The following is a 22609-nucleotide window of genomic DNA, read 5'->3' on the forward strand; positions in this document are numbered from 1 at the left end:
GGTAGGTTACCTGGCCAACGTCAATAGCAGCGTTACCGTTTTGAGACTTTTCCCAGAAAACTCCGATACGGTCCTGCGCTTGTGACTTCAACTAACTTCACCCGACGCGACCAGACCCGCATCCGACGAGCCGTGCGACGCCGTCGGCGGCTCCGCCTAGGTGCCGCAACCGCGCTGGGTTCCCTGGCCGTGGCGAGTGTCTCCGGCGCTGCCCTTGGCACTGCCGGAGCAAACCTCCGGGCCACGGCCGGTATCCAGCTGGTGAACCTGGCCGAGCCGCTCCTTGCCGCCGCCGAGGACGCAGGCAACGCAGATGACGCCGACGACGGCAGGGACAGTGCAGCAGGACCGGACGAGCACCCAGCCACTGGCAACGTGCCCGATCGGCAGGCGGCGGAGAAACCCCTGGCGGCCGGAGCAGGGACGGGAACAGAGGGTGAGGACCCGGACCACCGGGAGCCCGCAGCGAAGGCCGCAGCCGACGAGGCCGCACGGAGCACTGCAGCGGAGGCAGCCGCGCAATCGGCTGCGGAAGAAGCGGCCCGAGCCGCCGTACCGCTGGACGATCCAGCCGGAGCCAAGGCCTACGCTGCCGCGGCCCTGCCCGCCCGCGGCTGGGATGCGGGCCAGTTGACCTGCCTCGACACGCTCTGGACCAAGGAATCGGAATGGCTGACCAGTGCCCTCAATCCCAGCAGCGGGGCCTACGGAATTGCGCAGTCCCTCCCGGCGGAAAAGATGCAAGTGGCCGGAGCCGACTGGAAAGTCAGCTATTCCACGCAGATCAACTGGGGCCTGGACTACATTGCGTCCCGCTACGGCAGCCCCTGCAGCGCACTCAGTTTCCATTACGCCAACAACTGGTATTAGGAAAAAGTCTGCCGCGGGGCATGCCGGACGGTACCGCCGATGGACGTACCCTAGGAGGGTGAGTTTGACTGTTTCTTCTCCCGCCCCCGAGGCCCCTGCGGCCCAGCCCCGCACGTACGAGGTGCGTACCTTCGGCTGCCAGATGAATGTGCATGATTCCGAGCGGATTTCGGGCTTGCTGGAAGGCGCGGGTTATGTGCCGTCCGACGGCGAACTGGCGGACATCGTTGTGTTCAATACCTGTGCCGTGCGGGAGAACGCGGACAACAAGCTGTACGGCAATCTCGGGCAGCTGGCGCCGGTCAAGGAAAAGCGGCCCGGGATGCAGATTGCCGTGGGCGGCTGCCTGGCCCAGAAAGACCGGGATACGATCCTGCGCAAGGCCCCCTGGGTGGACGCCGTCTTCGGCACACACAATATCGGTTCCCTGCCGGCACTGCTGGAACGGGCCCGGCACAATGCCAAGGCCGAGCTGGAGATCCTGGAGTCGCTGGACGTCTTTCCCTCCACGCTGCCCACCAAACGCGATTCCGTGTATTCGGGATGGGTCTCGATCTCCGTGGGCTGCAACAACACCTGCACTTTCTGCATCGTCCCGTCGCTGCGCGGCAAGGAACGCGACCGGCGGCCGGGGGAGATCCTGGCGGAAATCCGGGCCCTGGTGGACGACGGTGCCATCGAGGTAACGCTGCTCGGACAAAACGTAAACTCCTACGGGGTGGAGTTCGGCGACCGCGGGGCCTTCGCCAAGCTGCTGCGTGCCTGCGGCGACATCGAGGGCCTGGAACGGGTTCGGTTCACCAGCCCGCACCCTGCGGCTTTCACCGACGACGTCATTGAGGCCATGGCCGAGACGCCCAACGTGATGCCGCAGCTGCACATGCCGCTGCAGTCGGGCTCGGACAAGGTCCTCAAGGACATGCGCCGCTCCTACCGGTCAAAGAAGTTCCTGGGCATCCTGGACAAGGTCCGCGAGCGGATGCCGCACGCGGCCATTTCCACGGACATCATTGTCGGCTTCCCGGGGGAGACGGAAGAGGACTTCGCCGCCACCCTCGACGTCGTCGAGCGGTCCCGCTTCGCCACCGCCTTCACCTTCCAGTATTCGAAGCGTCCGGGCACCCCGGCGGCGGAACTGGCCGACCAGCTTCCCAAGGCCGTGGTGCAGGAGCGCTATGAACGCCTCACCGCGCTGCAGGACCGGATTGCAGCCGAGGAAAACGCCAAACAGGTGGGCACCACCGTCGAGGTCATGGTCACCGCCGCTTCGGGCCGCAAATCCGGCGAGACCGGACGTCTCTCCGGACGTTCCCGGGACCAGCGCCTGGTGCACTTCTCGGTGCCCGACGGCGCGCCGGCACCCCGCCCGGGCGACCTCGTAACCGTGCCCGTCACCGGGGCCGCTGCGTTCCACCTGATCTCCGACCCCGCCGGACCTGCGGACTACTCGCTGCGGCGTTCGCGCGCAGGTGATGCCTGGGACCGCTCGCAGGCCGAGTCCTGCGGCGTACCGGCCGGACCTGCAGGCACGCGCACCGGTGTGTCCCTGGGCATGCCCGCGCTGCCGCCGCGTTCCTGAGTGCCCGTGAACCCTTCCCAAAGTCTCCCCAAGTCCCCGGCGGTAACCCCCTTGAGTGCTTCCATACCGTCCGCTTCCGTGCCGTCCGCCGACGAACGGCCGGTGATCGCCGTCGTCGGTCCTACCGGGTCCGGAAAATCCGACCTCGGCGTTGCCCTGGCCCTGGAACTCGGCGGGGAAGTGATTAATGCAGATTCCATGCAGTTCTACCGGGGGATGGACATCGGCACCGCGAAGATTTCCGTAGCCGAACGCCGCGGCGTGCCGCACCACCTGCTGGACATCATGGACGTGACCGAAGAGGCAAGCGTCTCGGCCTTCCAGGCGCAGGCACGGGAGCTGATTTCCGAAATCCGGGCTCGGGGCAGGTACCCCATCCTGGTCGGCGGTTCCGGCCTGTACGTCCGGGCCGCACTGGACGTCCTGGAATTTCCGGGCACCGACCCGGCGGTCCGCGTCGGGATCGAAGCCGAACTGGAAACCCGGGGCCTGTCCGTGCTGCAGGACAGGCTGCGGGAAGTGGACCCCGTCTCGGCCGAACGGATCTCCGATGCGCGCCGGGTGGTACGCGCACTGGAGGTGGTCGAGCTGACCGGACGCCCCTTCAGTTCCTTCATGCCGGTGCGCCAGTACGTCTTGCCGGCCGTGCAGATCGGCCTCAGCGTGGAACGTCCGGTGCTGCATGAGCGCCTGGCCCGCCGGGTGGACAAGATGGTGGAACAGGGGCTGCTCGAAGAAGTCCGGCGGCTTGAGCCGGCAGGACTGCGGACCGGCCGGACCGCCTCGCGCGCCCTGGGATACGCACAGTTCCTGGCCGTCCTGGACGGGAAATCGTCCGTGGCGGAAGCCTCGGCGGCAACAGTGGTGGCTACCCGCCAGTTCGCCCGCCGGCAGCTGACCTGGTTCCGTGCGGATCCCCGGATCACCTGGCTGGAGCATAACGACCCCCGGCTGGTGGCCCGGGCGGCCGCGGCCGTCCGGGAAGGGCACCCGCCCAGTATCCTTGGTAAGTGACCAATACTTCTGCCTCCTCCGCCGCATCTCTGTCCGCCTCCGGCCTTCCCTCTTCCCTTGCGGGACTGCCCTTCGCGAAGGGGCACGGCACCGGCAACGACTTTGTGCTGGTAGCCGATCCCGACGCTGCGCATGACCTGGCCGCCGACGAGGTAGCCGCTGTCTGTGACCGGCACCGCGGTGTGGGCGGTGACGGTTTCATCCGGGCCGTCCGGTCCGAGCATCTCCCTGAAGGCCGTGCCCTGCTGCAGACGGCTCCGGAAGCCGAGTGGTTCATGGACTACCGGAACTCGGACGGCAGCATCTCCGAAATGTGCGGGAACGGGGTGCGCGTCTTCGTGCACTTCCTGCTGGAAGAGCGGCTGGTGGAACTGGCCGAAGGCGCATCCCTGGTGATCGGTACCCGCGCGGGGATCAAGACCGTAACCCGGATGGCCGGCGGCTATGCGGTGGACATGGGGCCCTGGGAGTTCATTTACCCCGACCATGCGGCTGCCAAATCCATGGACACGGTGGTCAACGCAGACGGACTGGAGGTGCCCCGCCCGGGCCTGTCCGTCAGCATGGGTAACCCGCACACCGTCGTGGCCCTCGCGGAACTGGACGAACTGGCAGCAACCAACCTGACCGCAGCACCGTCAGTGCAGCCGGAGCCGGAGCACGGAACCAACGTGGAGTTCGTGGTCCCGGCCGAGCCGCTCGTAGAAGACGGGGTGGGGCTCCTCACCATGCGCGTCCACGAGCGCGGCGTCGGCGAAACCCTCTCCTGCGGTACCGGCGCCTGTGCGGCCGCCGTAGCCACCCGGTTCTGGGCCGGAGCCGAAGCACCCGATGACTGGGCCGTGACGGTGCCGGGCGGCGTCGTCGGCGTCCGTTTCCTGACCGGGCCCGACGGCCGCGAACATGTGGAGCTCAGCGGACCGGCCGTACTGGTGGCACGCGGAACCCTGCTCTAGGCGCTGCGGTCCACCTTCAGGGTCCGGAAGGACTTCGCGGTGCTGTGGCGGGAGACGGTGAATCCGGACGGCAGGGTCTCCGCCAGCCAGCGCTGCAGGGAATCCGCGCCCAGGTTTTTCTGCACCACCAGCCAGGCAGTTCCTCCCGGCGCCAGGCGCGGCAGCCAGAGCAGCAACAGGGCGTGCAGCTCCTCTTTGCCGATCCGGATCGGCGGGTTGGACCAGATGGTGTCGAAGCGTACTTCCGGGTCCACCTCCTCCGGCAGGGAGGCCGTGACGTTTCCACAGCCCAACGCCGCTGCGTTATCCCGGGTCAGCGCGATGCAGCGTTCGTTGACGTCGACGGCGTAGACCCGGGCCGCCGGGGATTTCAGCGCCAGGGTCAGGGCGATGGGTCCCCAGCCGCAGCCGATGTCCAGCAGGTTGCCGGTTTCCGGCGGCGCGGGAACTTCCTCCAGCAGCACCATCGTGCCCTTGTCGATCCCATCGGGGCTGAAGATCCCGCCCGCTGTCTGCAGGGTCCGTTCGGTCCCGTTGAGGCTGACGCGCAGCGGTTTGCGGACCTCGGGCCCGGACGGTGTGGAGGAGAAGTAGTGCTCTGTTGCCATAACAGTCCAGATTAGTCGCTGCAGGCGTGTGGCATGGAATTTATGGGTGGCCGTACGGGTTGTAAAGGACAGCTGGCGCGGTAGGGATCCATTGCGGAGAAGGTTGTTTTCCTGAGGATTTGTCGGTTCACTGGCCTACCATGGAAAGTACGTTCCAATAAGGAGATTATGACCATCAACAACTCCCGTCCCGTGCATTCGACGGACAGTTCCACACCCGAACTGAGTCCTTCGGATATCCAAGGTGTCATCGACAGGATTCTCGCCAAGGACAGCGCGGTCGAAGCAAAGGCCCCCGGCGACAAGCAGCGGGGCCGTGCCCAGGCACTTTCTGACGGCGACAGCGAGCACTCCGTCCACGACGGCGAGCAGCAGGACCTGGAAGAACGCCGTGCACTGCGCCGCGTTGCCGGGCTCTCGACGGAACTCGAGGACGTCACCGAGGTCGAATACCGCCAGCTGCGGCTGGAACGGGTCGTCCTTGCCGGGCTCTGGAGCGAGGGCACTGCCGCCGACGCCGAGAACTCGTTGAAGGAACTTGCGGCACTGGCTGAGACTGCGGGATCCGAAGTCCTGGACGGCATCATCCAGCGACGGCTCAAGCCGGACCCCGGCACCTTCCTCGGTTCCGGCAAGGCCCAGGAACTCAAGGACATTGTGACGGCCACCGGTGCAGATACGGTCATCGTGGACAGTGAGCTGGCTCCGTCCCAGCGCCGCGGGCTGGAAGACATCGTCAAGGTCAAGGTCATCGACCGGACAGCGCTCATCCTGGACATCTTCGCCCAGCATGCAAAGTCCCGCGAGGGCAAGGCCCAGGTGGAACTGGCACAGCTGGAATACCTTCTGCCGCGCCTGCGTGGCTGGGGCGAATCGATGTCCCGGCAGGCAGGCGGCCAGGTCGGCAGCGCCAGCGCCGGCATGGGTTCGCGCGGCCCCGGTGAAACCAAGATCGAATTGGACCGCCGGAAGATCCGCACGCGGATGGCCAAGCTCCGCCGCGAAATCGCGGCTATGAAGCCGGCACGCGAAACCAAGCGGGCCAACCGCCACCGCAACTCGGTGCCCTCCGTCGCCATTGCCGGCTACACCAACGCAGGAAAGTCCTCGCTGCTGAACCGGCTCACCGATGCCGGGGTACTGGTGGAGAACGCACTGTTCGCTACCCTGGATCCCACTATCCGCAAGGCCCAAACCGAGGACGGAATCGGTTACACGCTCGCGGACACCGTAGGGTTTGTCCGATCGCTGCCCACCCAGCTGGTGGAAGCCTTCCGCTCCACCCTTGAGGAAGTAGCCGACGCAGACCTGATCCTGCACGTGGTTGACGCTTCGCACCCGGACCCGGAGGGCCAGATCGCGGCCGTCCGGACCGTCCTCACCGAAGTCGACGCCCGCAAGGTGCCCGAAATTATCGTGCTGAACAAGGCCGACGCAGCGGATCCGTTCGTGCTTGAGCGGCTGCGCCAGCGCGAGCCGCGGCACGTGGTCGTCTCGGCGCGTACGGGCGAGGGTATCCCCGAGCTGCTGCAGGCGATTTCCGAGGGCATTCCGCGCCCCGGCGTGGACCTGGAACTGCTGGTGCCCTACGAGCGCGGCGACGTCGTCTCCCGCCTGCACCAGGAGGACGCCGAGATCCTCTCCCTGGAACACGGCGAAGCCGGCACCCAGCTCCATGTGAAGGTTCGTGAAGGGCTGGCAGCAGAGCTGGAGCAGTTCGTGACCCATGGGTAGGAAAGCGCCGCAGGGACCGGACCAGGTCCTGGATCTGCTTGACACGGCGGTAGCGGCCATGGGCGGGCAGAACAGGCCCGGCCAGCACGAGATGGCACGGCAGGTGGCCGAGGCCATCGAGTCCGGCGACCACCTGCTGGTGCAGGCCGGAACGGGTACGGGCAAGTCGCTCGCCTACCTGATCCCGCTGATTGCACACGCCTTGGAGAGCAGCAAACCCGCGCTGGTTTCCACTGCCACGTTGGCCCTGCAGTCACAGATCGTCGGGCGTGACCTCCCGCGCCTGCTGAAGACCCTGGAACCGAAGCTTCCGCGGGAAGTCGACGTTGCCTTGCTCAAGGGCCGCAGCAACTACGTCTGTGTCCACAAGACCGGCGGCGGATTCCCCGAAGAAGACGAAGCCGGAACACTGTTCCTGCTTGGCGACGAGCAGGCTGTCTCCCATCCCGCTCCCGCCGGCGGGCCCACCTCGGCGCTGGGGCGCGACGTCGTGCGCCTGCAGGAATGGGCGCAGGAAACGGAAACCGGCGACCGGGACGAGTTGCTTCCCGGCGTCAGCGACCGTGCCTGGCGTCAGGTGTCCGTCACCTCGATGGAGTGCCTGGGGGCGCAGAAGTGCCCGGTGGCGGAGGCCTGTTTCAGCGAACAGGCACGGGCCAAGGCCGCCGTTGCCGATCTGGTGATCACCAACCACGCGATGCTGGCCATCAGCGCGTTCGAGGGACTGGCCGTCCTGCCGGACTATGACGTGGTGGTGATCGACGAGGCACACGAGCTGCAGGACCGCGTCACCGGAGCGGTCACCGGACAACTCTCCGGAACAGTGATTTCCGCGGCGGTCTCCGCAGCACGCAAGCACACGTCCGCCACCATGGAGCCGCTTGCCGCTGCCGGCCGGGCTTTCGACTCCGTGTTTGCCCCGGTGCCCTCCGGACTGCTGGCCGCCGGGCTGTCCGAAGACCAGGAACTGGTCCTGGGCGCAGTGCGGGAAGCCTGCCGCACCGCGCTGTCAGATTCCAAGCCCGAAGGCTCCGACGCCGTCGACGGCGGCCGCCAGATGGCACGTTCCCGCCTGATGGCCGTCCTGGAACTGTGTGAACGCATCCTTGACGCAGTGAATTCAGGGGAAGTGCTGTGGGCATCGCGTGCCAGCACCTTCTCACCGGGCACCGGCTACACCGCTCCGGAAGACGACGCACCGCCCACCATCAACGTTGCACCGCTGTCCGTGGCCGGACGGCTGCGCGAAGGCCTGTTCGACGGACACACCGTCGTGCTTACCTCGGCCACCCTCGCCATCGGGGCGGAGTTCGGTCCGGTCGCCGGAGCCCTGGGGCTGCTGGGTGCCGGTGCACCGAAATGGACGGGGACCGACGTCGGCAGCCCCTTCGACTACCCGCGGCAGGGAGTCCTGTACGTAGCCAAGGACCTGCCGAAACCGGGACGCGGCACCTCCCCGGAGCAGCTGGATGAGCTGGAGTCGCTGATCAAGGCCTCCGGCGGCGGTGCCCTGGGTTTGTTCTCTTCCCGCCGTGCCGCGGAGGAAGCTGCGGAAGCGCTGCGGAAGCGGGTCGACTTTCCGATCCTTTGCCAGGGCGAATCCACCATGTCCGCCCTGGTCCAGCAGTTTGCTGACGAGGACGAGACCTGCCTGTTCGGCACCATGTCCCTCTGGCAGGGCGTGGACGTCCCCGGAGCCTCCTGCCGGCTGGTCATCATTGACCGGATTCCGTTCCCGCGTCCCGACGATCCGTTGATGACCGCCCGCACCCGGGCGGTTGCCAAGGCCGGGGGCAACGGCTTCATGAGCGTCTCGGCGACCCACGCAGCCGTCCGGCTCGCCCAGGGCGCAGGACGGCTGATCCGCGCCTCCGGGGATAAGGGAGTGGTGGCCGTGCTTGACTCACGCCTGGCAACCGCGCGCTACGGCAGTTTCCTGCGGGCCGCCCTGCCGCCCTTCTGGTCCACCACCGACCGTTCCGTGGTGCTTCAGGCGCTGAAGCGGCTCGCGGCGGAACCCGCGGGCGCGAAGAAGTAAAACCGCCGGGGAAGGGGATCCCGGAAACAAAAAGCAGCGCCGCCGTGTACCGGCGGCGCTGCTTTTGCATGGTCCTTTTGACGTCTGACCAGGACGTTCTGCTTGTGCCTAGAGCGAGCGCATCACTGAAACGACTTTGCCCATAATGGTGGCTTCGTCACCGAGGATCGGCTCGTAGCGGGTGTTCTGGGGCAGCAGCCAGGTATGTCCGTTGCGCTGCCGGAAGGTCTTCACGGTTGCTTCGTCCTCGAGCAGGGCCGCGACAATGTCACCGTTTTCGGCGGTGGGCTGGCGGCGGACAACCACCCAGTCACCGTCGCAGATGGCCGCATCCACCATGGAGTCGCCCGCCACGCGAAGCATAAACAGGTCGCCGTGCCCTACGAGCTGGCGCGGAAGGGGAACCATCTCTTCAACCTGCTGGTCGGCGAGGATGGGTCCGCCTGCGGCGATCCGTCCGACCAGCGGAACCATCGCCGTGTCGATTGCTGTGGTGAGGTCGGAGACGCTGCCGGAACGTTGCGTGCGTGAGCTGCCGCCGCCGGATTCCGGGTCGCCCTTTGCTGCACCTTCAGCAGCCTCCGCGGCGTTCCCGCCGTTCGCCGCCTTGCCGTTGCCTCGGCGCACAGGAGCATCACGGAGCAGGAGCGGAACCAGTATCTCCATGGCACGCGGGCGCTTGGGGTCCCGGCGGATATAGCCCAGCTTCTCCAACTGGCTCAGCTGGTGCGTAACGCTGGAAAGGCTGGCCAGCCCCACAATGTCGCCGATCTCCCGCATGGAGGGCGGGTAGCCGTTCGCATTCACCGAACGCTGGATGGTCTCCAGGATCTTCGTCTGCCGGGCGGTAAGGCCCTTGGTGCGTCCTGCCGGCGCGGGCGCGGCAGGGGAGGGGGTGCTGCCATTGGTAACACGGGCCACGTCGGCTTCCCTTCACAGTCGGCCCGTGGATGCGGGCCGGATGGTTCTAGCGGTGTATCTGGTTTGTCCTGCGGTGATTCGATGCGGTGATTCGATGCGGTGGTTCCCTGCGGTGGTCTATCCCGCCAAGCTGTTTTGTCAGTGCCGGATGGTTAGTTGGTTCCAGCCGCTTCCAACAGGTTCAACGCTAGGGGAGCGCAGGCATATTTTCAAACATATATTCGAGCGAGTCTCGACAATGTTCGTAGATAGGTGCTAGAAATGTTCGAGTACAGCTTCGAACATATGTTCGACCCTGAGTAGAAAAACGGTCCGCCGACACCTCGGCGGACCCACCAGATGTTCGAATGCAGTTTCGAGCCACACTGTTTTTCCCGGTGCTTTTACGGGAAGCGGGGGAATCGGCGGAGCTGCTCTTCGGACCGGAAAGGTATTGACATGTCAGTACACGTACTTCCCCTCGCTGCACAGAGCTTCACTGCACAGAGCCTCACTGAATCTGCCCCCGACCGGGCCGCTGACCCCGCCCGCATGGCCAACACCGCGGACACCCAGGCGTCGGTCCCGCTGCGCCTGACCCGCCGCGGCCGGCTCGTCCTGGTCGGCGCCCCGCTGATGATCGTGGCCGCTGCACTGCTGGTCTTCATCGGATTCTTCACCGCACCGGCTATGGCCTCGGGGGGCTCCCCGGAGCAGACACACACCATCCAGGTGGGTGTATCCGCCGGGGATTCACTGTGGTCGCTCGCCACCGAGTTCGCCCCGGACCGGGATCCCCGCACCGTGGTCGCCGACATCGTGGAACTCAACAACCTGGCGGACGCCACCGTCCCCGCCGGCAGCCAGATTTACATCCCGGTCTCGCGCTGATCCAACGGCCAGCGCGCTCCGATGATCCTTACCTGCGTGCCCGTAACAGAGGCGTGCTGGAAGTCGCTCAAATACAACGTCACCGCAGAGCGTCCTAAGCTGTAGAAGTGAACGAACAGCTGGAAAACCTGAACAGACTTCCCCTGCGCGATGATCTGCGGGGCCTGACCCCGTACGGCGCCCCTCAGCTGGATGTGCCCATCCTGCTGAACGTCAACGAAAATACCCACGGACTTCCGGAGCATGTGCGCCGGGCCATTCTGGCCGAGATTGAATCAGTGGTCGCCGGCCTGAACCGATATCCCGACCGCGAATTCACCCTGCTGCGGGAAAACCTGGCCAAATACCTCGGCCACGGACTGGCTGCGGAGAATATCTGGGCCGGTAACGGTTCCAATGAGGTTCTCCAGCAGATCCTGCAGGCGTTCGGCGGACCAGGGCGGACGGCCATGAGTTTCCCTCCGACGTACTCCATGTACCCGCTGCTCGCCAGCGGCACCGGCACCGCGTACGTCACCGGCACGCGGGAGCGGGACTTCTCCCTGACCCCCGAATCGGCTGCGGAGCAGATCCGGGCGCAGGCACCCAACATCGTGATCCTGTGCACCCCGAACAACCCCACGGGTACTGCCCTGGAACTGGACGTGATCGAAGCCGCCTATGAAGCGGGAGAAGCTTCGAACGCCATCGTCGTGGTCGATGAGGCGTATGCAGAGTTCTCCCACGCCGATACCCCCAGTGCACTGCAGCTGCTCCCTGGCCGGGAACGGTTGATTGTTTCCCGGACCATGTCGAAGGCCTTCGCACTCGCCGGGGCCCGGATCGGCTACCTTGCCGCAGCGCCGCAGATTGCGGACGCCCTGCGACTGGTCCGCCTGCCCTACCACCTCTCCGCCATCACGCAGGCGACTGCGAATGCTGCCCTCACGCACGCCGATGCGCTCCTCTCCAACGTGGAAGACATCAAGGGCCAGCGGGACCGCATCGTGGCGGAACTGCGTGCGCTCGGACTGGAACCGGCGCCGTCGGACGCCAATTTCGTGCTGTTCAGCGGTATGGAGAATCCGCGGGCGGTGTGGGAAGGTCTGCTCGAAGCCGGCGTACTCGTCCGCGACATCGGCATCGAGGGCCACCTGAGGGTCACAGCCGGCACCGAAGCCGAAACCACTGCGTTCCTGACCCGGCTGCGGGAACTGCTCGCTGCCTGAGCGGAAGCCGGGCGCCCAGGATGTCCCCGGTTTCAGTGAGTCGGGGCGTTCGGGACTAAACTGATGACCTGCCGGGGCTTTGCCTATTGCCCCGCTTCCAATCTTCGTGAAGGAACCCCATGACTGTGGAGACCGCCACCGGACGCACCGCCCGCCTTGAGCGGACCACCAGCGAATCGTCTGTCTTCGTCGAGCTGGACCTGGACGGCACCGGCCGCGCCGACATCAGCACCTCGGTGCCGTTCTATGACCACATGCTGACCGCGCTGGCCAAGCACTCGCTGATGGACCTCACCGTCCGGGCCACCGGCGACACCCACATCGACGTGCACCACACGGTCGAGGACATCGCGATCAGCATCGGCGAGGCGCTGAAGACCGCCTTGGGTACCAAGGCCGGCATCCGCCGCTTCGGGGAAGCCACGGTACCCCTGGACGAGGCGCTGGCAAACGCCGTCGTCGATATTTCCGGGCGTCCTTACCTGGTGCACTCCGGGGAACCCGCCGGCCAGGAATACCACCTGATCGGCGGACACTTCACCGGATCCCTGACCCGCCACGTGTTCGAAGCCATCACCCTGCACGCGCAGATCTGCCTTCACATGCGGGTCCTTGGCGGACGCGATCCGCACCACATCGTCGAGGCCCAGTTCAAGGCCTTTGCCCGCGCCCTGCGCGCAGCCGTCGAATCCGATCCGCGCGTCGAGGGCATCCCCTCCACGAAGGGAGCACTGTGACTTCCCGCAACGTCACTGTCCTGGACTACGGATCCGGCAACATCCGTTCGGCTGTCCGCGCCTTGGAACACGCCGGCGCCAACGTCACGCTCAGCGCCAAGCCTGACGACGTGCTGAACGCCGACGGATTGGTGGTGCCCGGCGTCGGAGCATTCGCGGCGGTAATGCAGGGCCTCAAGGACGTGGATGCGATCCGCATGATCGGGCGCCGCGTAGCCGGGGGCCGGCCGGTCCTGGGTATCTGCGTAGGCCTGCAGGTCCTCTTTGACGAAGGCGTGGAACACGGTGTCCGGACCAAGGGGATGGGCGAATGGCCCGGCGTGGTCGAGCGCCTGGCCGCCGACGTCGTGCCCCACATGGGCTGGAACACCGTGACGCCGCCCGAAGGATCGGCCCTGTTTGAGGGCATCGAGAACGAGCGGTTCTATTTTGTGCACAGCTACGGCGTGCAGAAATGGGACTTCGACGTCACCCAGCCGGCAATGCGCCCGCCGCAGGTCACCTGGGCGGACCACGGCGGCCCGTTCATCGCCGCGGTGGAGAACGGCGCCCTGTCGGCCACCCAGTTCCATCCGGAAAAGTCCGGTGACGCCGGCGCGGCGCTGCTGAACAACTGGCTGAAGACCCTGGGCTAGGCGCCGATATGTGGAGCGTTATCCTCATGGGCCTGGCCGGACTGCTCATCGGCGGTGCGGTGTCTTTCCGCAGCCAGGGCATGTCCAAAATCATCGTTATCAGTTTCTGGGTCCTGGCCGGAATGGCCCTGCTGGGCGCGTACCTGCTGACCCTCGACCTTTCCTGACCCCACCACCGAAAGCATCCAAATGCCCTTCAGCGAAACCCCTGTCCTTGAACTGCTGCCCGCCGTAGACGTAGCGGACGGCCAAGCCGTGCGACTGGTGCAGGGCGAGGCAGGCAGCGAGACCAGCTACGGCGATCCGCTGGACGCAGCCCTGGCCTGGCAGAACGACGGCGCCGAATGGGTCCACCTCGTGGACCTCGACGCAGCGTTCGGGCGAGGTTCGAACCTTGACCTGCTCAGCCGCGTAGTGAAGTCCCTGGATATCAAGGTGGAACTGTCCGGCGGGATACGGGACGACGAGTCGCTCGAAAAGGCCCTGGAGCTCGGCGCTGCCCGCGTCAATCTGGGAACCGCGGCACTGGAGAACCCGGGGTGGACCGCCAGCGCCATTGCCCGCTACGGCCAGGCCATCGCCGTCGGCCTCGACGTACGCGGCACCACCCTCGCCGCACGCGGCTGGACCCAGGAAGGCGGGGACCTCTGGGAGGTCCTGGCCCGGCTGGAAGAGGCAGGCTGCGCCCGCTACGTGGTTACCGATGTGACGAAGGACGGCACGCTGCGCGGGCCCAACCTGGAACTGCTCCGCGAGGTACTGAAACGCACCGACCGTCCGGTGGTCGCCTCCGGCGGCATCTCCAGCCTCGATGACCTGGCCGCGCTCCGGGAACTGGTTCCATTGGGGCTCGAAGGCACCATTGTGGGCAAGGCACTCTACGCCGGCGCGTTCACGCTGCCCCAGGCCTTCGACGTCGCCGGCCACCCGGAACGCTAGGTATGGCAGCACGCGAACTACCCGGCCACATTGCGGCGGCCCTTGCCGGCGCCGGCGGCCCCACCGATTCCGCGGGCCGGCCGTGGTCCGGACGGGACCTGGCCGGTGAGGGAAACCCGCTGCACAACTTCGATTCAGACAGCGGACGGACCGACCCGGGATACGCGGCGGCCCTGGCGAAACTGATTGCCGGGAGCGGAAGCGAAGCGGAAGTCGTAGCCTCCCTGGCCACGGCCCGCGTCTTCGTGCCGATCATCGCCGTGCTGGGGGAGGAAGCCGAATCCGACCACGGGCTGACCGCGGACAAGCAGGCCGATATGGCGCTTGTGACGCTCAACGCCCCGGACGGCCGCAAGGCGCTGCCGGTATTCACCTCCGTGGACGCTTTGGAACACTGGCATCCCGAAGCCCGGCCGGTTGCGGTCTACGCCAACCGCGCCGCACTCTCCGCCGTCGCCGAAGACGCCCAGCTGCTGGTTATCGACCCGGGAGCCGAGTTCACCTTCGTGGTGCGGCGCCCGGCCATGTGGGCCCTGGCCCAGCAGCAGGAGTGGGTGCCCTCGTACGCCGACGCCGGCCTCGTCGCGGCGGCCGAAACCGCCGCCGGGCCGGACCCCCGGATCCTGGCCGTCACCCTCCAACAGGGGCCGGGGACCGCGTCCAGGACTGCCGCCGGTGCTCCGGTGGGCGGGGGAGGGACCGGCCCTGAGCTTAGAATGGTGCTTCAGCTAGCGCCCGGACTTGATCCGCAGGACGTTTCTGCCCTGGCGGCCGGACTGCAGCAGCGCCTGACTGCCAACCCCGAGTTTGTTGAGCGCGTGGATTCACTTGACCTGAAAATCACGCGCTGACCCGTCCGGCGTAGCCGCCAGAAGAGAACTGCCGTGAATTTTGGCCTGTACCGCGAGATGCTGCGGATAGCTCCTATCCGCCGTGTGCTGCTCATCGGGATGATCGCCCGTTTCCCGCATTCCGCCGCCGGAGTGCTGCTGACCCTGCACGTGGTCAACACCATGGACAAGGGCTACGCGGCCGCCGGCGCGGTAGCCGCCGTCGTCACCATCGGCATAGCAGTGGGTGCCCCCTGGCGAGGCCGCCGCGTGGACACCGTGGGCCTGCGGCGGGCCCTGATTCCCTCCGTTATTGCCGAAGCTGTCATCTGGAGCCTTGCTCCGCACGCCAGCTTCGAATGGCTGCTGGTCCTGGCGCTGATCGGCGGCGTGTTCACCCTTCCGGTCTTCAGCGTCGTGCGGCAGTCGCTGGGCGTCCTGGCCACCGGCGAACAGCGGCGCACCGCCTTTGCGCTGGATTCCATCGCCACCGAGCTTATTTTCATGATGGGTCCCGCCCTGGGCGCAGTTATAGCAACGCGCTCGTCCGTCGTCGGACTGACCGCCGTCGGGGTGTCCGCCGCAGTAGCGGGACTGCTGCTGATCTGGTTCAACCCGCCGACCCGGTCCGTGGAACCCCGGAACGCCGTGACCGCCGCAGACGAGCAGGATGCCGCTGCGGCCGCCGCGGTGGCCGTGGCCCCGGCCAACGTGCAGGAAGCACCGATGGAACTCACCGGGGCGGGACTGCCGGACGGGCCGCAGAATCTGTTCGGCAGGCTGCGAAACGGCGTCGCGGGGAACTTCGGCTGGTTCACCCCGAGCGTGGCCGTGGTCTTTGCCGTCGCCGTCGGCGCCGGCCTGCTGCTGTCCAGCACCGATGTCGGCATGGTGGCGCTGGTGGAAGCAGGCGGAAACCCGTCAGAGGTCGGCATCGTGTTCGTCGCGTGGTGCGCAGCCTCCGCTGTCGGCGGGATTCTCTACGGTGCCATGAACCGGCGGATCTCGCCGATGCTGCTGCTCCTGACGATGGCCGTCCTGACCATGCCGATGGCTTTCGCCACCAGCACCCTCAGCCTGGCGCTGCTTTCCATCCCCGCAGGCCTGCTCTGCGCGCCGGTGCTGTCTTCGGCATCCGAGCGGGTTGCCGACCTCGTGTCGGAGGAACGGCGGGGTGAAGCGATGGGCTGGTACGGCTCGTCAATGACCGCCGGCACCGCGCTGGGCGCGCCGGTGGCAGGCCTGGCTATCGACGTCATTGGCCCCTGGTCCGGCTTCCTGATGGCCGGCGGCGCCGCATCGGTGCTGGTGCTGGTGACGCTCACGGTCCGACAGTTCGCCCGGCGCTCGGCTCCGGTCAGCTAGCTTCCGGGCACGAAAAAGCCCGAAGGGCCTGCCGCGGATTCCGCGGTGCCGGCAGCTGCCGGCGTCAGGACCTTCGGGCGTTCAATGGTGTGGGGGAGGAGGCTAGTCCTAGCTGACGGGACCGGTGAACTTTTCGCCCGGACCCTTGCCCGGGGCATCCTGGATAACGGAAGCTTCGCGGAAGGCCAGCTGCAGGGAACGCAGTCCATCGCGCAACGGACCGGCATGCTGGCTGCCGATCTCCGGAGCGGCGGCGGTGACGAAACCGGCAAGGGCGGTAATCAGCTTGCGGGCCTCGTCCAGGTCCTTGAGCTCGTCGGCGTCATCGCCTTCGGCCAGGCCGCACTTCACGGCTGCTGCGCTCATCAGGTGCACGGCCGCCGTCGTAATGACCTCGATGGCCGGCACCTCGGCAATGTCGCGCATCTGCTCGACGACTTCCTGCTGTGCTGCTGCCGCAGATTCGGACTCTGCTGGTGTTCCCGGGAAGGAGTGGCGGGTTGCCTCGCCTGCCGGATTGCTCTGTGGGGTACTCATACTGGTAAGCTTGTCACAGACCGACTGGTTGTCGTTACTTTCAATGCCCATCACGGGCGGGATGAAAATCACACTTTCCTCCTGGAAGCCTACGGCGCCGGTATGCAAGCGGAGACCCCTCCCACCCGCGTCAGCCTGACCGCCCTCGTTGGCGCCAGAGTTGCCGGGTTCAGGTCGGCCCCGGACGGGCTGCAGTGTTACTGCGGTTTATTCCGGGAGCTAACTGCCTTCGAACTGGTTTCGAAGCAGTTGCTGCCGACCCCCAAAGGGCCTTCGATTGCGCTTGCAATTGGAGGCCTTCTTCATTTGCAGGCGGTAGCCGTTTTGAAGAGCACAGGAGCTGCAACATTAGCGAGCCAAGAATCAATGATCGGATCCGCGTCCCCGAGGTGCGGCTGGTAGGTCCGGCAGGTGAGCAGGTCGGAGTGGTCCGGATTGAGGACGCGCTTCGCCTGGCTGCCGAGTCTGACCTGGATCTTGTTGAGGTAGCACCGCAGGCCAAGCCTCCGGTGTGCAAACTAATGGACTTCGGCAAGTACAAGTACGAAGCCGCCGTCAAGGCACGCGAAGCCCGGAAGAACCAGACGAACACCGTTCTGAAGGAAATCCGCTTCCGCCTGAAGATCGACACCCACGACTACGAAACCAAGCGCGGACACGCCATGCGCTTCCTGGCCGCCGGTGACAAGGTCAAGGCCATGATCCAGTTCCGTGGACGTGAACAGCAGCGCCCGGAAATGGGTATGAAGCTGCTGAACAAGTTCGCTGAGGATGTTGCCGAGGTGGGTGTGGTTGAGTCCACCCCGCGTATCGACGGCCGCAACATGGTCATGGTCATTGGCCCGGTGAAGAACAAGGCCGAGGCCAAGGCAGAAGCGCGCCGGGCAACACAGCGTGCCGATGCCAAGGCAGCGAACGAGGCAGTTCGGAACGGGGAGGCACCCGAACGGGTGAACACCTCCGAGAAGGCTGCTCCCATGACGCAGAGCCTCGCGGACCTGCTTCCGGACGGACTGCGTTTGGGTTCCTCCGCTGAAGCTGCCGACAAGGCCCGCGCCGAGCAGGAGCAGGCTGAAAAGGAACAGGCCGCAAAGCGGGCCAGGGCTGCAGCTGCCGAAAAGGCTGCAACCGAGGCACGCCGTGTGGCTGCAGCCAGCAAGCCGGCCGCAGCGCCTGCCGCTGAAGCTGTCGCTCCCGCCGCTCCGGCCGAGCCCGCGAAGCCGGCAGAAGCAGCGAAGCCTGCCGCAGCGCCTAAGCCTGCAGCGGTTCCGAAGCCGACGGCGGCAAAGCCTGCGCCCAAGCCTGCAGCCCGGCCCAAGCCTGCCGCAGCACCGAAGCCTGCCGGCAAGCCGTCCTCCTCGCGGGGGACCACCGGCCAGAACAAGCCCGGAACTGCAGAGTAGTTTCACTGCACTGCGCCTCGTTCCGGCGTCCAGTAATAAGCCCTGGCACCCGCAAGGTGTCCGAAGCCCCGCGGGCCTGCCCGCGGAAACCTAAAGGAGATCGGTAGACATGCCGAAGATGAAGACCCACAGTGGCGCCAAGAAGCGCTTCAAGCTGACCGGTACCGGCAAGCTCAAGCGCCAGCAGGCTAACCGCCGCCACTACCTGGAGCACAAGCCCTCCACGCTGACCCGCCGCCTCGCCAACGACAAGCTCGTGGCACCGGCGGACGCCAAGGTCATCAAGAAGATGCTCGGCATCTAGCCAGTCCCCGATAGCCGACCCGTCCGGGCCGGCATCACCCATCAAGCTTTCCCCGCCTGGGATCAACAGGTGCAGAGACTTTTTTGAAGTCGGGGAGATTTACCAAAAGGAGTACGCACGTGGCACGTGTGAAGCGGGCGCTTAACGCCCACAAGAAGCGTCGGGTTATTCTCGAGCGCGCCAAGGGTTACCGCGGACAGCGTTCGCGCCTGGTCCGTAAGGCCAAAGAGCAGCTGCTGCACTCGTTTGTGTACAGCTACGGCGACCGCCGCAAGCGTAAGGGCGACTTCCGCCGCCTGTGGATCCAGCGCATCAACGCTGCTTCCCGCGCCAACGGCCTGACCTACAACCGCCTGATCCAGGGCCTGAAGCTGGCCGAGATCCAGGTTGACCGCCGCATGCTGGCTGAACTGGCCGTCAATGACGCTGCTGCCTTCGCCGCACTGGTCCAGATTGCCAAGGACGCACTGCCGTCCGACACCTCCGCTCCGGCCGTCGCGGCCGCTCCGGTTGCCAAGGCTGCAGCTCCCGCCGCCAAAAAGCCGGCTGCTGCCGTTGCCACCGCTCAGGGCGGATTCAAGGCTTCCGAGGGCGACGCCCCGGAGGGCTTCGTTATCAAGGGCAACCTGGGTTCGGGCAAGTACCACGTCCCGGGTTCCACCTGGTACGAGCAGACCGTTGCCGAGTACTGGTTCAACTCCGTTGAAGCAGCCAAGGCTGCAGGCCTGGAGCCGGCTGGCGGAGAATCCCGCCAGAAGTTCCAGGGCTAAGTCGGTTCCTAAAAGCCGATGAACCTTGAAGGGCGCCCGCAGGCACCGCTTATGTCCAATCCCCGAGCCGATCGGGTCCGTGATGTAGCGAAGCTTGCCGGGCGCTCTTCGCGCTTAAAATCCGGCCGTTTCCTGGCCGAAGGGCCGCAGGCCGTACGGGAGGCGCTTTCCGCGCACCGTGCGGCCGCGGTCGACGGCGGCCCCGCCGTCGTCCACGAGGTCTATGCCACCGAGGCCTGCCTGGATCGTCTGCCCGAGCTGGCGGATCTGGCCTCTGGCGTGACGCTCCGCCTGGCCACGGACGAAGTCCTGGCCGCCATGGCCGACACCGTTTCCCCGCAGGGCATCGTGGCGGTCTGCCACACCTCCACCACCACGCTCGAGGAAGTCCTCGCCTCAGGTGCGAAGCTCGTTGCCGTGTTGTGCGAGGTGCGGGACCCCGGCAATGCGGGCACCGTGCTGCGGGCAGCGGATTCCGCCGGTGCCGACGCCGTAGTGCTTACGGCGTCCAGCGTGGACATCTACAACCCCAAAGCGGTGCGTTCCACCGCGGGGTCACTCTTTCACCTGCCGGTGGTGACCGGCGCCGACTTCGGCGACGTCGTCCACGCCCTGCATACCGCAGGCGTCACGGTGCTGGCAGCCGACGGCTACGGCAACGTCAATCTTGACCGGCTCCAGGACCTCAGTGCGGTGCGCCGCTTCGGCGGCGCCGCGGAGACCGGCAGTTCCGGCCCCGACGGGGCGGACGGAGCCGCGGAGGCCGCCCTTCCACAGCTCGAGCAGCCCACAGCCTGGCTGTTCGGTAACGAAGCCCAGGGCCTGTCCGATGCAGAACTGGCCGCAGCCGACCACCGCGTGGCCGTCCCGCTCTACGGCCGGGCAGAAAGCCTGAACGTCGGGACCGCGGCAACCGTCTGCCTCTATGCCTCGGCCCGCGCGCAGAACAGGTAAGCAGAACAGGTAAACCCGGCGCCTAACCGGCAGCGGTTGTGCACCGGCGCATGGCTGTCCCTTCTCCCATGTAGCGTATTGGTAACAGTTGTTTCCAGACAGCTGAACCAGCCAATCCACGTACAAAGCGAAACGGGTCTTATATGTCTGCCAGCGGCGGTAATAAGGCGATTATCGCGGCACTGAGCGCCAACTTGGCCATTGCGGTCATGAAGTTCATTGCCTTCGCCTTAACGCGTTCATCCTCCATGCTCGCGGAGGCTATCCACTCGGTTGCCGACTCCGGCAACCAGGCCCTGCTGCTCGTGGGCGGCAAACGCGCACGGCGCCAGGCCAGCCCCGAGCACCCCTTCGGCTACGGCCGTGAACGCTACGTTTACGCGTTCATCGTCTCCATCGTCCTCTTCAGCGTCGGCGGCCTCTTCGCCCTCTACGAGGCGTACCACAAGTGGCAGGATCCGCACCCGATCGAAGGCCGCTGGTGGTGGGTACCGCTGGCAGTGCTCGTCGGTGCGATCATTGCCGAAGCGTTCTCCTTCCGCACGGCCATCAGGGAATCGAACCATACGCGCGGCAAGCAGAGCTGGAAGCAGTTCGTGCGTACGGCCAAGGCACCGGAACTGCCGGTTGTCCTGCTAGAAGACCTGGGCGCCCTCCTCGGCCTGATCTTCGCCCTGTTCGGTGTGACCATGACCCTGGTGACCCACAACGGCATGTGGGATGCGCTGGGCACGGCCATGATCGGCGTGCTGCTGGTGGTTATTGCCGTAATCCTGGGCATGGAGACGAAGTCCCTGCTGCTCGGGGAGTCTGCAACGCAGGACGACGTCCGCAGGATCGAAGCGGCCCTCCAGGAAGATCCCGATACGCGGATCATCCACCTCAAGACCCTGCATCTGGGTCCGGAGGAACTTCTCGTGGCCGCGAAGATCACCATGGCCAAGAGCGACACCGGCCAGGAAATTGCCGACGGCATCAACGCCGCGGAAGCACGGATCCGTGCCGCGGTACCGATCGCTACCGCTATTTACCTGGAGCCTGATGTATTCGCTTCGAAGAACGCGCAGGACGCCGGTCAAGTGACCCGCTGATCAGCGCAATAGCCAAACCAAGCAGGGCGAGTACCGCTCCCACCACAGCGGGGGAGCGGTACCCCCAGCCCCAGGCGATCACGACCCCGCCCAGCAGGGCACCCAGCGCATTGGCCAGGTTCAGGGCCGCATGGTTCAGTGACGATGCAAGCGACTCGGCGCCCGGCGAAACATCCAGCAGCCTCGTCTGCAGGGGCGGCGTCAGCATTGACCCGATCAGCCCCACCAGGAAGACCAGCACCATCGCAGTCACGGCGTACTGCACTGCCCACGCGTAGGCCAGCAGGATTACCACCGTGCCGCCCAGGATCGCGTAGATGCTGCCCATGACGTTGATGTCGGCCAGCCGTCCGCCGGCCACGTTGCCGATCACCTGGCCCACACCATAGAGCCCGACGACGACGGGCAGCACATTCTCGGAGATGCCTGCCACTTCAGTCATGGTCGGCGCGATGTACGAATACACCGCGAAGAATCCGCCGAACCCGACGGTGCCCACCAAGAGGGCCAGCCAGACCTGGGCGCGCCCGAGGGCACTGAGCTCACTCTTGATGCTCGCCCCGGCAAGGGTCGGCTGATACGGGACGAAACGGGCGACCATGGCGACCGTCAGGAGCCCGATGGCCGCGACCAGGACGAACATCCACCGCCACCCGGCCTGCTGGCCCAGCCAGGTAGCAAACGGCACACCCACCACGTTGGCGATGCTCAGGCCCAGCATGACCATTGAGATGGCCCAGGCCCGCCGCGTCGGAGCGACCAGCGAAGCAGCAATGACCGCTGCCACGCCGAAGAATGCGCCGTGGGGCAGGCCGGACAGGAACCGGGTAAAAAGCAGCCAGGAATAATCTGCGGCAAAGAACGAAGACAAGTTGCTCAGGGCGAAGAAGAGCATCAGGCCCAGCACCAGCATCTTCCGCGGCACACGTGCGCCGAGAGCCGCAAGCACGGGGGCGCCGACCACCACGCCGAAGGCATAGGCCGAAATGACGTGGCCGCCCGCGGGAACGGAAATGTGGAGGTCTTCGACCATCTCCTGCAGCAGGCCCATGATGCTGAATTCGGTGGTGCCGATGGCAAATCCTCCCACGGCCAGGGCAACTATGGCCTTGGCGGCAGAAGTGCGGCGGTGTGAGCCCTGGCTGGACATGGAAATGGGCGCGGTACTGCTCCGGGACATGCTTCGCTTTCACAAGGTGGGGATGCGGCTGGGCCGCTGCGGACGGCGCTCACGGTCAATGAGCAG

The 22609-nt window shown here is 66.2% G+C and carries 23 protein-coding genes; 19 read left to right on the top strand and 4 right to left on the bottom strand.

The window, feature by feature from the left end:
* Positions 1-81 precede the first annotated feature (81 nt).
* From LJ760_RS16995 to dapF, 4 genes are read left to right on the top strand one after another with little or no spacing between them, the layout of a single operon-like run.
* On the top strand, positions 82-870 hold the full coding sequence (locus LJ760_RS16995) for a hypothetical protein (protein ID WP_227924509.1): 789 nt from the start codon (positions 82-84) through the stop codon (positions 868-870).
* 58 nt (positions 871-928) lie between these two features.
* Complete coding sequence (gene miaB, locus LJ760_RS17000; RefSeq protein ID WP_227924510.1) at positions 929-2449, top strand: tRNA (N6-isopentenyl adenosine(37)-C2)-methylthiotransferase MiaB; 1521 nt, start codon at positions 929-931, stop codon at positions 2447-2449.
* Positions 2450-2500: 51 nt separating this feature from the next.
* Positions 2501-3463, top strand: a complete 963-nt coding sequence (gene miaA, locus LJ760_RS17005) for a tRNA (adenosine(37)-N6)-dimethylallyltransferase MiaA (RefSeq protein WP_227924511.1) — start codon at positions 2501-2503, stop codon at positions 3461-3463.
* Positions 3460-4419 (top strand): diaminopimelate epimerase, encoded by a 960-nt coding sequence (dapF, locus tag LJ760_RS17010; RefSeq protein WP_227924512.1) that lies wholly within the window; start codon positions 3460-3462, stop codon positions 4417-4419. Before miaA ends, dapF begins: the two co-directional genes overlap by 4 nt.
* Here dapF and LJ760_RS17015 read toward each other — a convergent pair.
* Complete coding sequence (locus LJ760_RS17015; RefSeq protein ID WP_227924513.1) at positions 4416-5027, bottom strand: class I SAM-dependent methyltransferase; 612 nt, start codon at positions 5025-5027, stop codon at positions 4416-4418. The two genes, dapF and LJ760_RS17015, sit on opposite strands and share 4 nt — an antisense overlap.
* Before the next feature lie 168 nt (positions 5028-5195).
* On the opposite strand from LJ760_RS17015, the gene hflX reads away from it, so the two are divergent.
* Positions 5196-6761, top strand: coding sequence for a GTPase HflX (gene hflX / locus LJ760_RS17020; protein WP_227924514.1), 1566 nt, complete (start codon positions 5196-5198; stop codon positions 6759-6761).
* A complete protein-coding gene (locus LJ760_RS17025; protein WP_227924515.1) occupies positions 6754-8799 on the top strand; it encodes an ATP-dependent DNA helicase in 2046 nt (681 codons plus the stop codon). Before hflX ends, LJ760_RS17025 begins: the two co-directional genes overlap by 8 nt.
* 108 nt (positions 8800-8907) lie before the next feature.
* Here LJ760_RS17025 and lexA read toward each other — a convergent pair whose 3' ends face one another.
* Positions 8908-9720 (bottom strand): transcriptional repressor LexA, encoded by an 813-nt coding sequence (gene lexA / locus LJ760_RS17030; RefSeq protein WP_227924517.1) that lies wholly within the window; start codon positions 9718-9720, stop codon positions 8908-8910.
* Between the two features lie 438 nt (positions 9721-10158).
* Here lexA and LJ760_RS17035 point away from each other — a divergent pair, with 438 nt between their 5' ends.
* The 8 genes from LJ760_RS17035 to LJ760_RS17070 all read left to right on the top strand — a co-directional run bounded on the left by LJ760_RS17035 (position 10159) and on the right by LJ760_RS17070 (position 16304).
* Entirely contained in the window at positions 10159-10590 is a 432-nt protein-coding gene (locus LJ760_RS17035; RefSeq protein WP_227924518.1) for a LysM peptidoglycan-binding domain-containing protein, read from the top strand.
* 107 nt (positions 10591-10697) lie between these two features.
* Entirely contained in the window at positions 10698-11798 is a 1101-nt protein-coding gene (locus tag LJ760_RS17040) for a histidinol-phosphate transaminase (protein WP_227924519.1), read from the top strand.
* 119 nt (positions 11799-11917) lie between these two features.
* The gene (gene hisB, locus LJ760_RS17045; RefSeq protein WP_227924520.1) at positions 11918-12535 is read left to right on the top strand and encodes an imidazoleglycerol-phosphate dehydratase HisB; all 618 of its coding nucleotides are present in this window, start codon (positions 11918-11920) and stop codon (positions 12533-12535) included.
* A complete protein-coding gene (gene hisH, locus LJ760_RS17050) occupies positions 12532-13170 on the top strand; it encodes an imidazole glycerol phosphate synthase subunit HisH (RefSeq protein ID WP_227924522.1) in 639 nt (212 codons plus the stop codon). The genes hisB and hisH overlap by 4 nt, the downstream gene beginning before the upstream one ends.
* 8 nt (positions 13171-13178) lie before the next feature.
* Complete coding sequence (locus tag LJ760_RS17055; RefSeq protein WP_227924525.1) at positions 13179-13337, top strand: hypothetical protein; 159 nt, start codon at positions 13179-13181, stop codon at positions 13335-13337.
* Positions 13338-13359: 22 nt separating this feature from the next.
* Complete coding sequence (gene priA / locus LJ760_RS17060) at positions 13360-14109, top strand: bifunctional 1-(5-phosphoribosyl)-5-((5-phosphoribosylamino)methylideneamino)imidazole-4-carboxamide isomerase/phosphoribosylanthranilate isomerase PriA (RefSeq protein ID WP_227924528.1); 750 nt, start codon at positions 13360-13362, stop codon at positions 14107-14109.
* Between the two features lie 2 nt (positions 14110-14111).
* Positions 14112-14960 carry an SseB family protein gene (locus LJ760_RS17065; protein ID WP_227924530.1) on the top strand — a complete coding sequence of 283 codons (849 nt, stop codon included), beginning with the start codon at positions 14112-14114 and terminating at the stop codon, positions 14958-14960.
* Between the two features lie 33 nt (positions 14961-14993).
* Entirely contained in the window at positions 14994-16304 is a 1311-nt protein-coding gene (locus LJ760_RS17070; RefSeq protein WP_227924532.1) for an MFS transporter, read from the top strand.
* A 108-nt stretch (positions 16305-16412) separates the two neighbouring features.
* Here LJ760_RS17070 and LJ760_RS17075 read toward each other — a convergent pair whose 3' ends face one another.
* Positions 16413-16841: a DUF1844 domain-containing protein gene (locus LJ760_RS17075; RefSeq protein ID WP_227924534.1), complete on the bottom strand. Its 429-nt coding sequence runs from the start codon at positions 16839-16841 to the stop codon at positions 16413-16415.
* A gap of 389 nt (positions 16842-17230) precedes the next feature.
* On the opposite strand from LJ760_RS17075, the gene infC reads away from it, so the two are divergent.
* The 5 genes from infC (at position 17231) to LJ760_RS17100 (ending at position 21363) form a co-directional block, all read left to right on the top strand.
* Entirely contained in the window at positions 17231-18244 is a 1014-nt protein-coding gene (infC, locus tag LJ760_RS17080; protein WP_260554879.1) for a translation initiation factor IF-3, read from the top strand.
* A gap of 109 nt (positions 18245-18353) precedes the next feature.
* Positions 18354-18548, top strand: a complete 195-nt coding sequence (gene rpmI, locus LJ760_RS17085; protein WP_146363238.1) for a 50S ribosomal protein L35 — start codon at positions 18354-18356, stop codon at positions 18546-18548.
* 119 nt (positions 18549-18667) lie between these two features.
* A complete protein-coding gene (gene rplT / locus LJ760_RS17090) occupies positions 18668-19318 on the top strand; it encodes a 50S ribosomal protein L20, sunset domain variant (protein ID WP_227924535.1) in 651 nt (216 codons plus the stop codon).
* Positions 19319-19336: 18 nt separating this feature from the next.
* Complete coding sequence (locus LJ760_RS17095) at positions 19337-20272, top strand: TrmH family RNA methyltransferase (protein ID WP_227924536.1); 936 nt, start codon at positions 19337-19339, stop codon at positions 20270-20272.
* Between the two features lie 143 nt (positions 20273-20415).
* Positions 20416-21363, top strand: a complete 948-nt coding sequence (locus LJ760_RS17100) for a cation diffusion facilitator family transporter (protein ID WP_227924537.1) — start codon at positions 20416-20418, stop codon at positions 21361-21363.
* Here the strand turns inward: LJ760_RS17100 and LJ760_RS17105 are convergent.
* A complete protein-coding gene (locus LJ760_RS17105; protein ID WP_227924587.1) occupies positions 21296-22513 on the bottom strand; it encodes an MFS transporter in 1218 nt (405 codons plus the stop codon). The two genes, LJ760_RS17100 and LJ760_RS17105, sit on opposite strands and share 68 nt — an antisense overlap.
* Positions 22514-22609 lie beyond the last annotated feature (96 nt).

It is taken from the genome of Arthrobacter sp. zg-Y895, assembly GCF_020731025.1.
Taxonomy (GTDB): domain Bacteria; phylum Actinomycetota; class Actinomycetes; order Actinomycetales; family Micrococcaceae; genus Arthrobacter_B.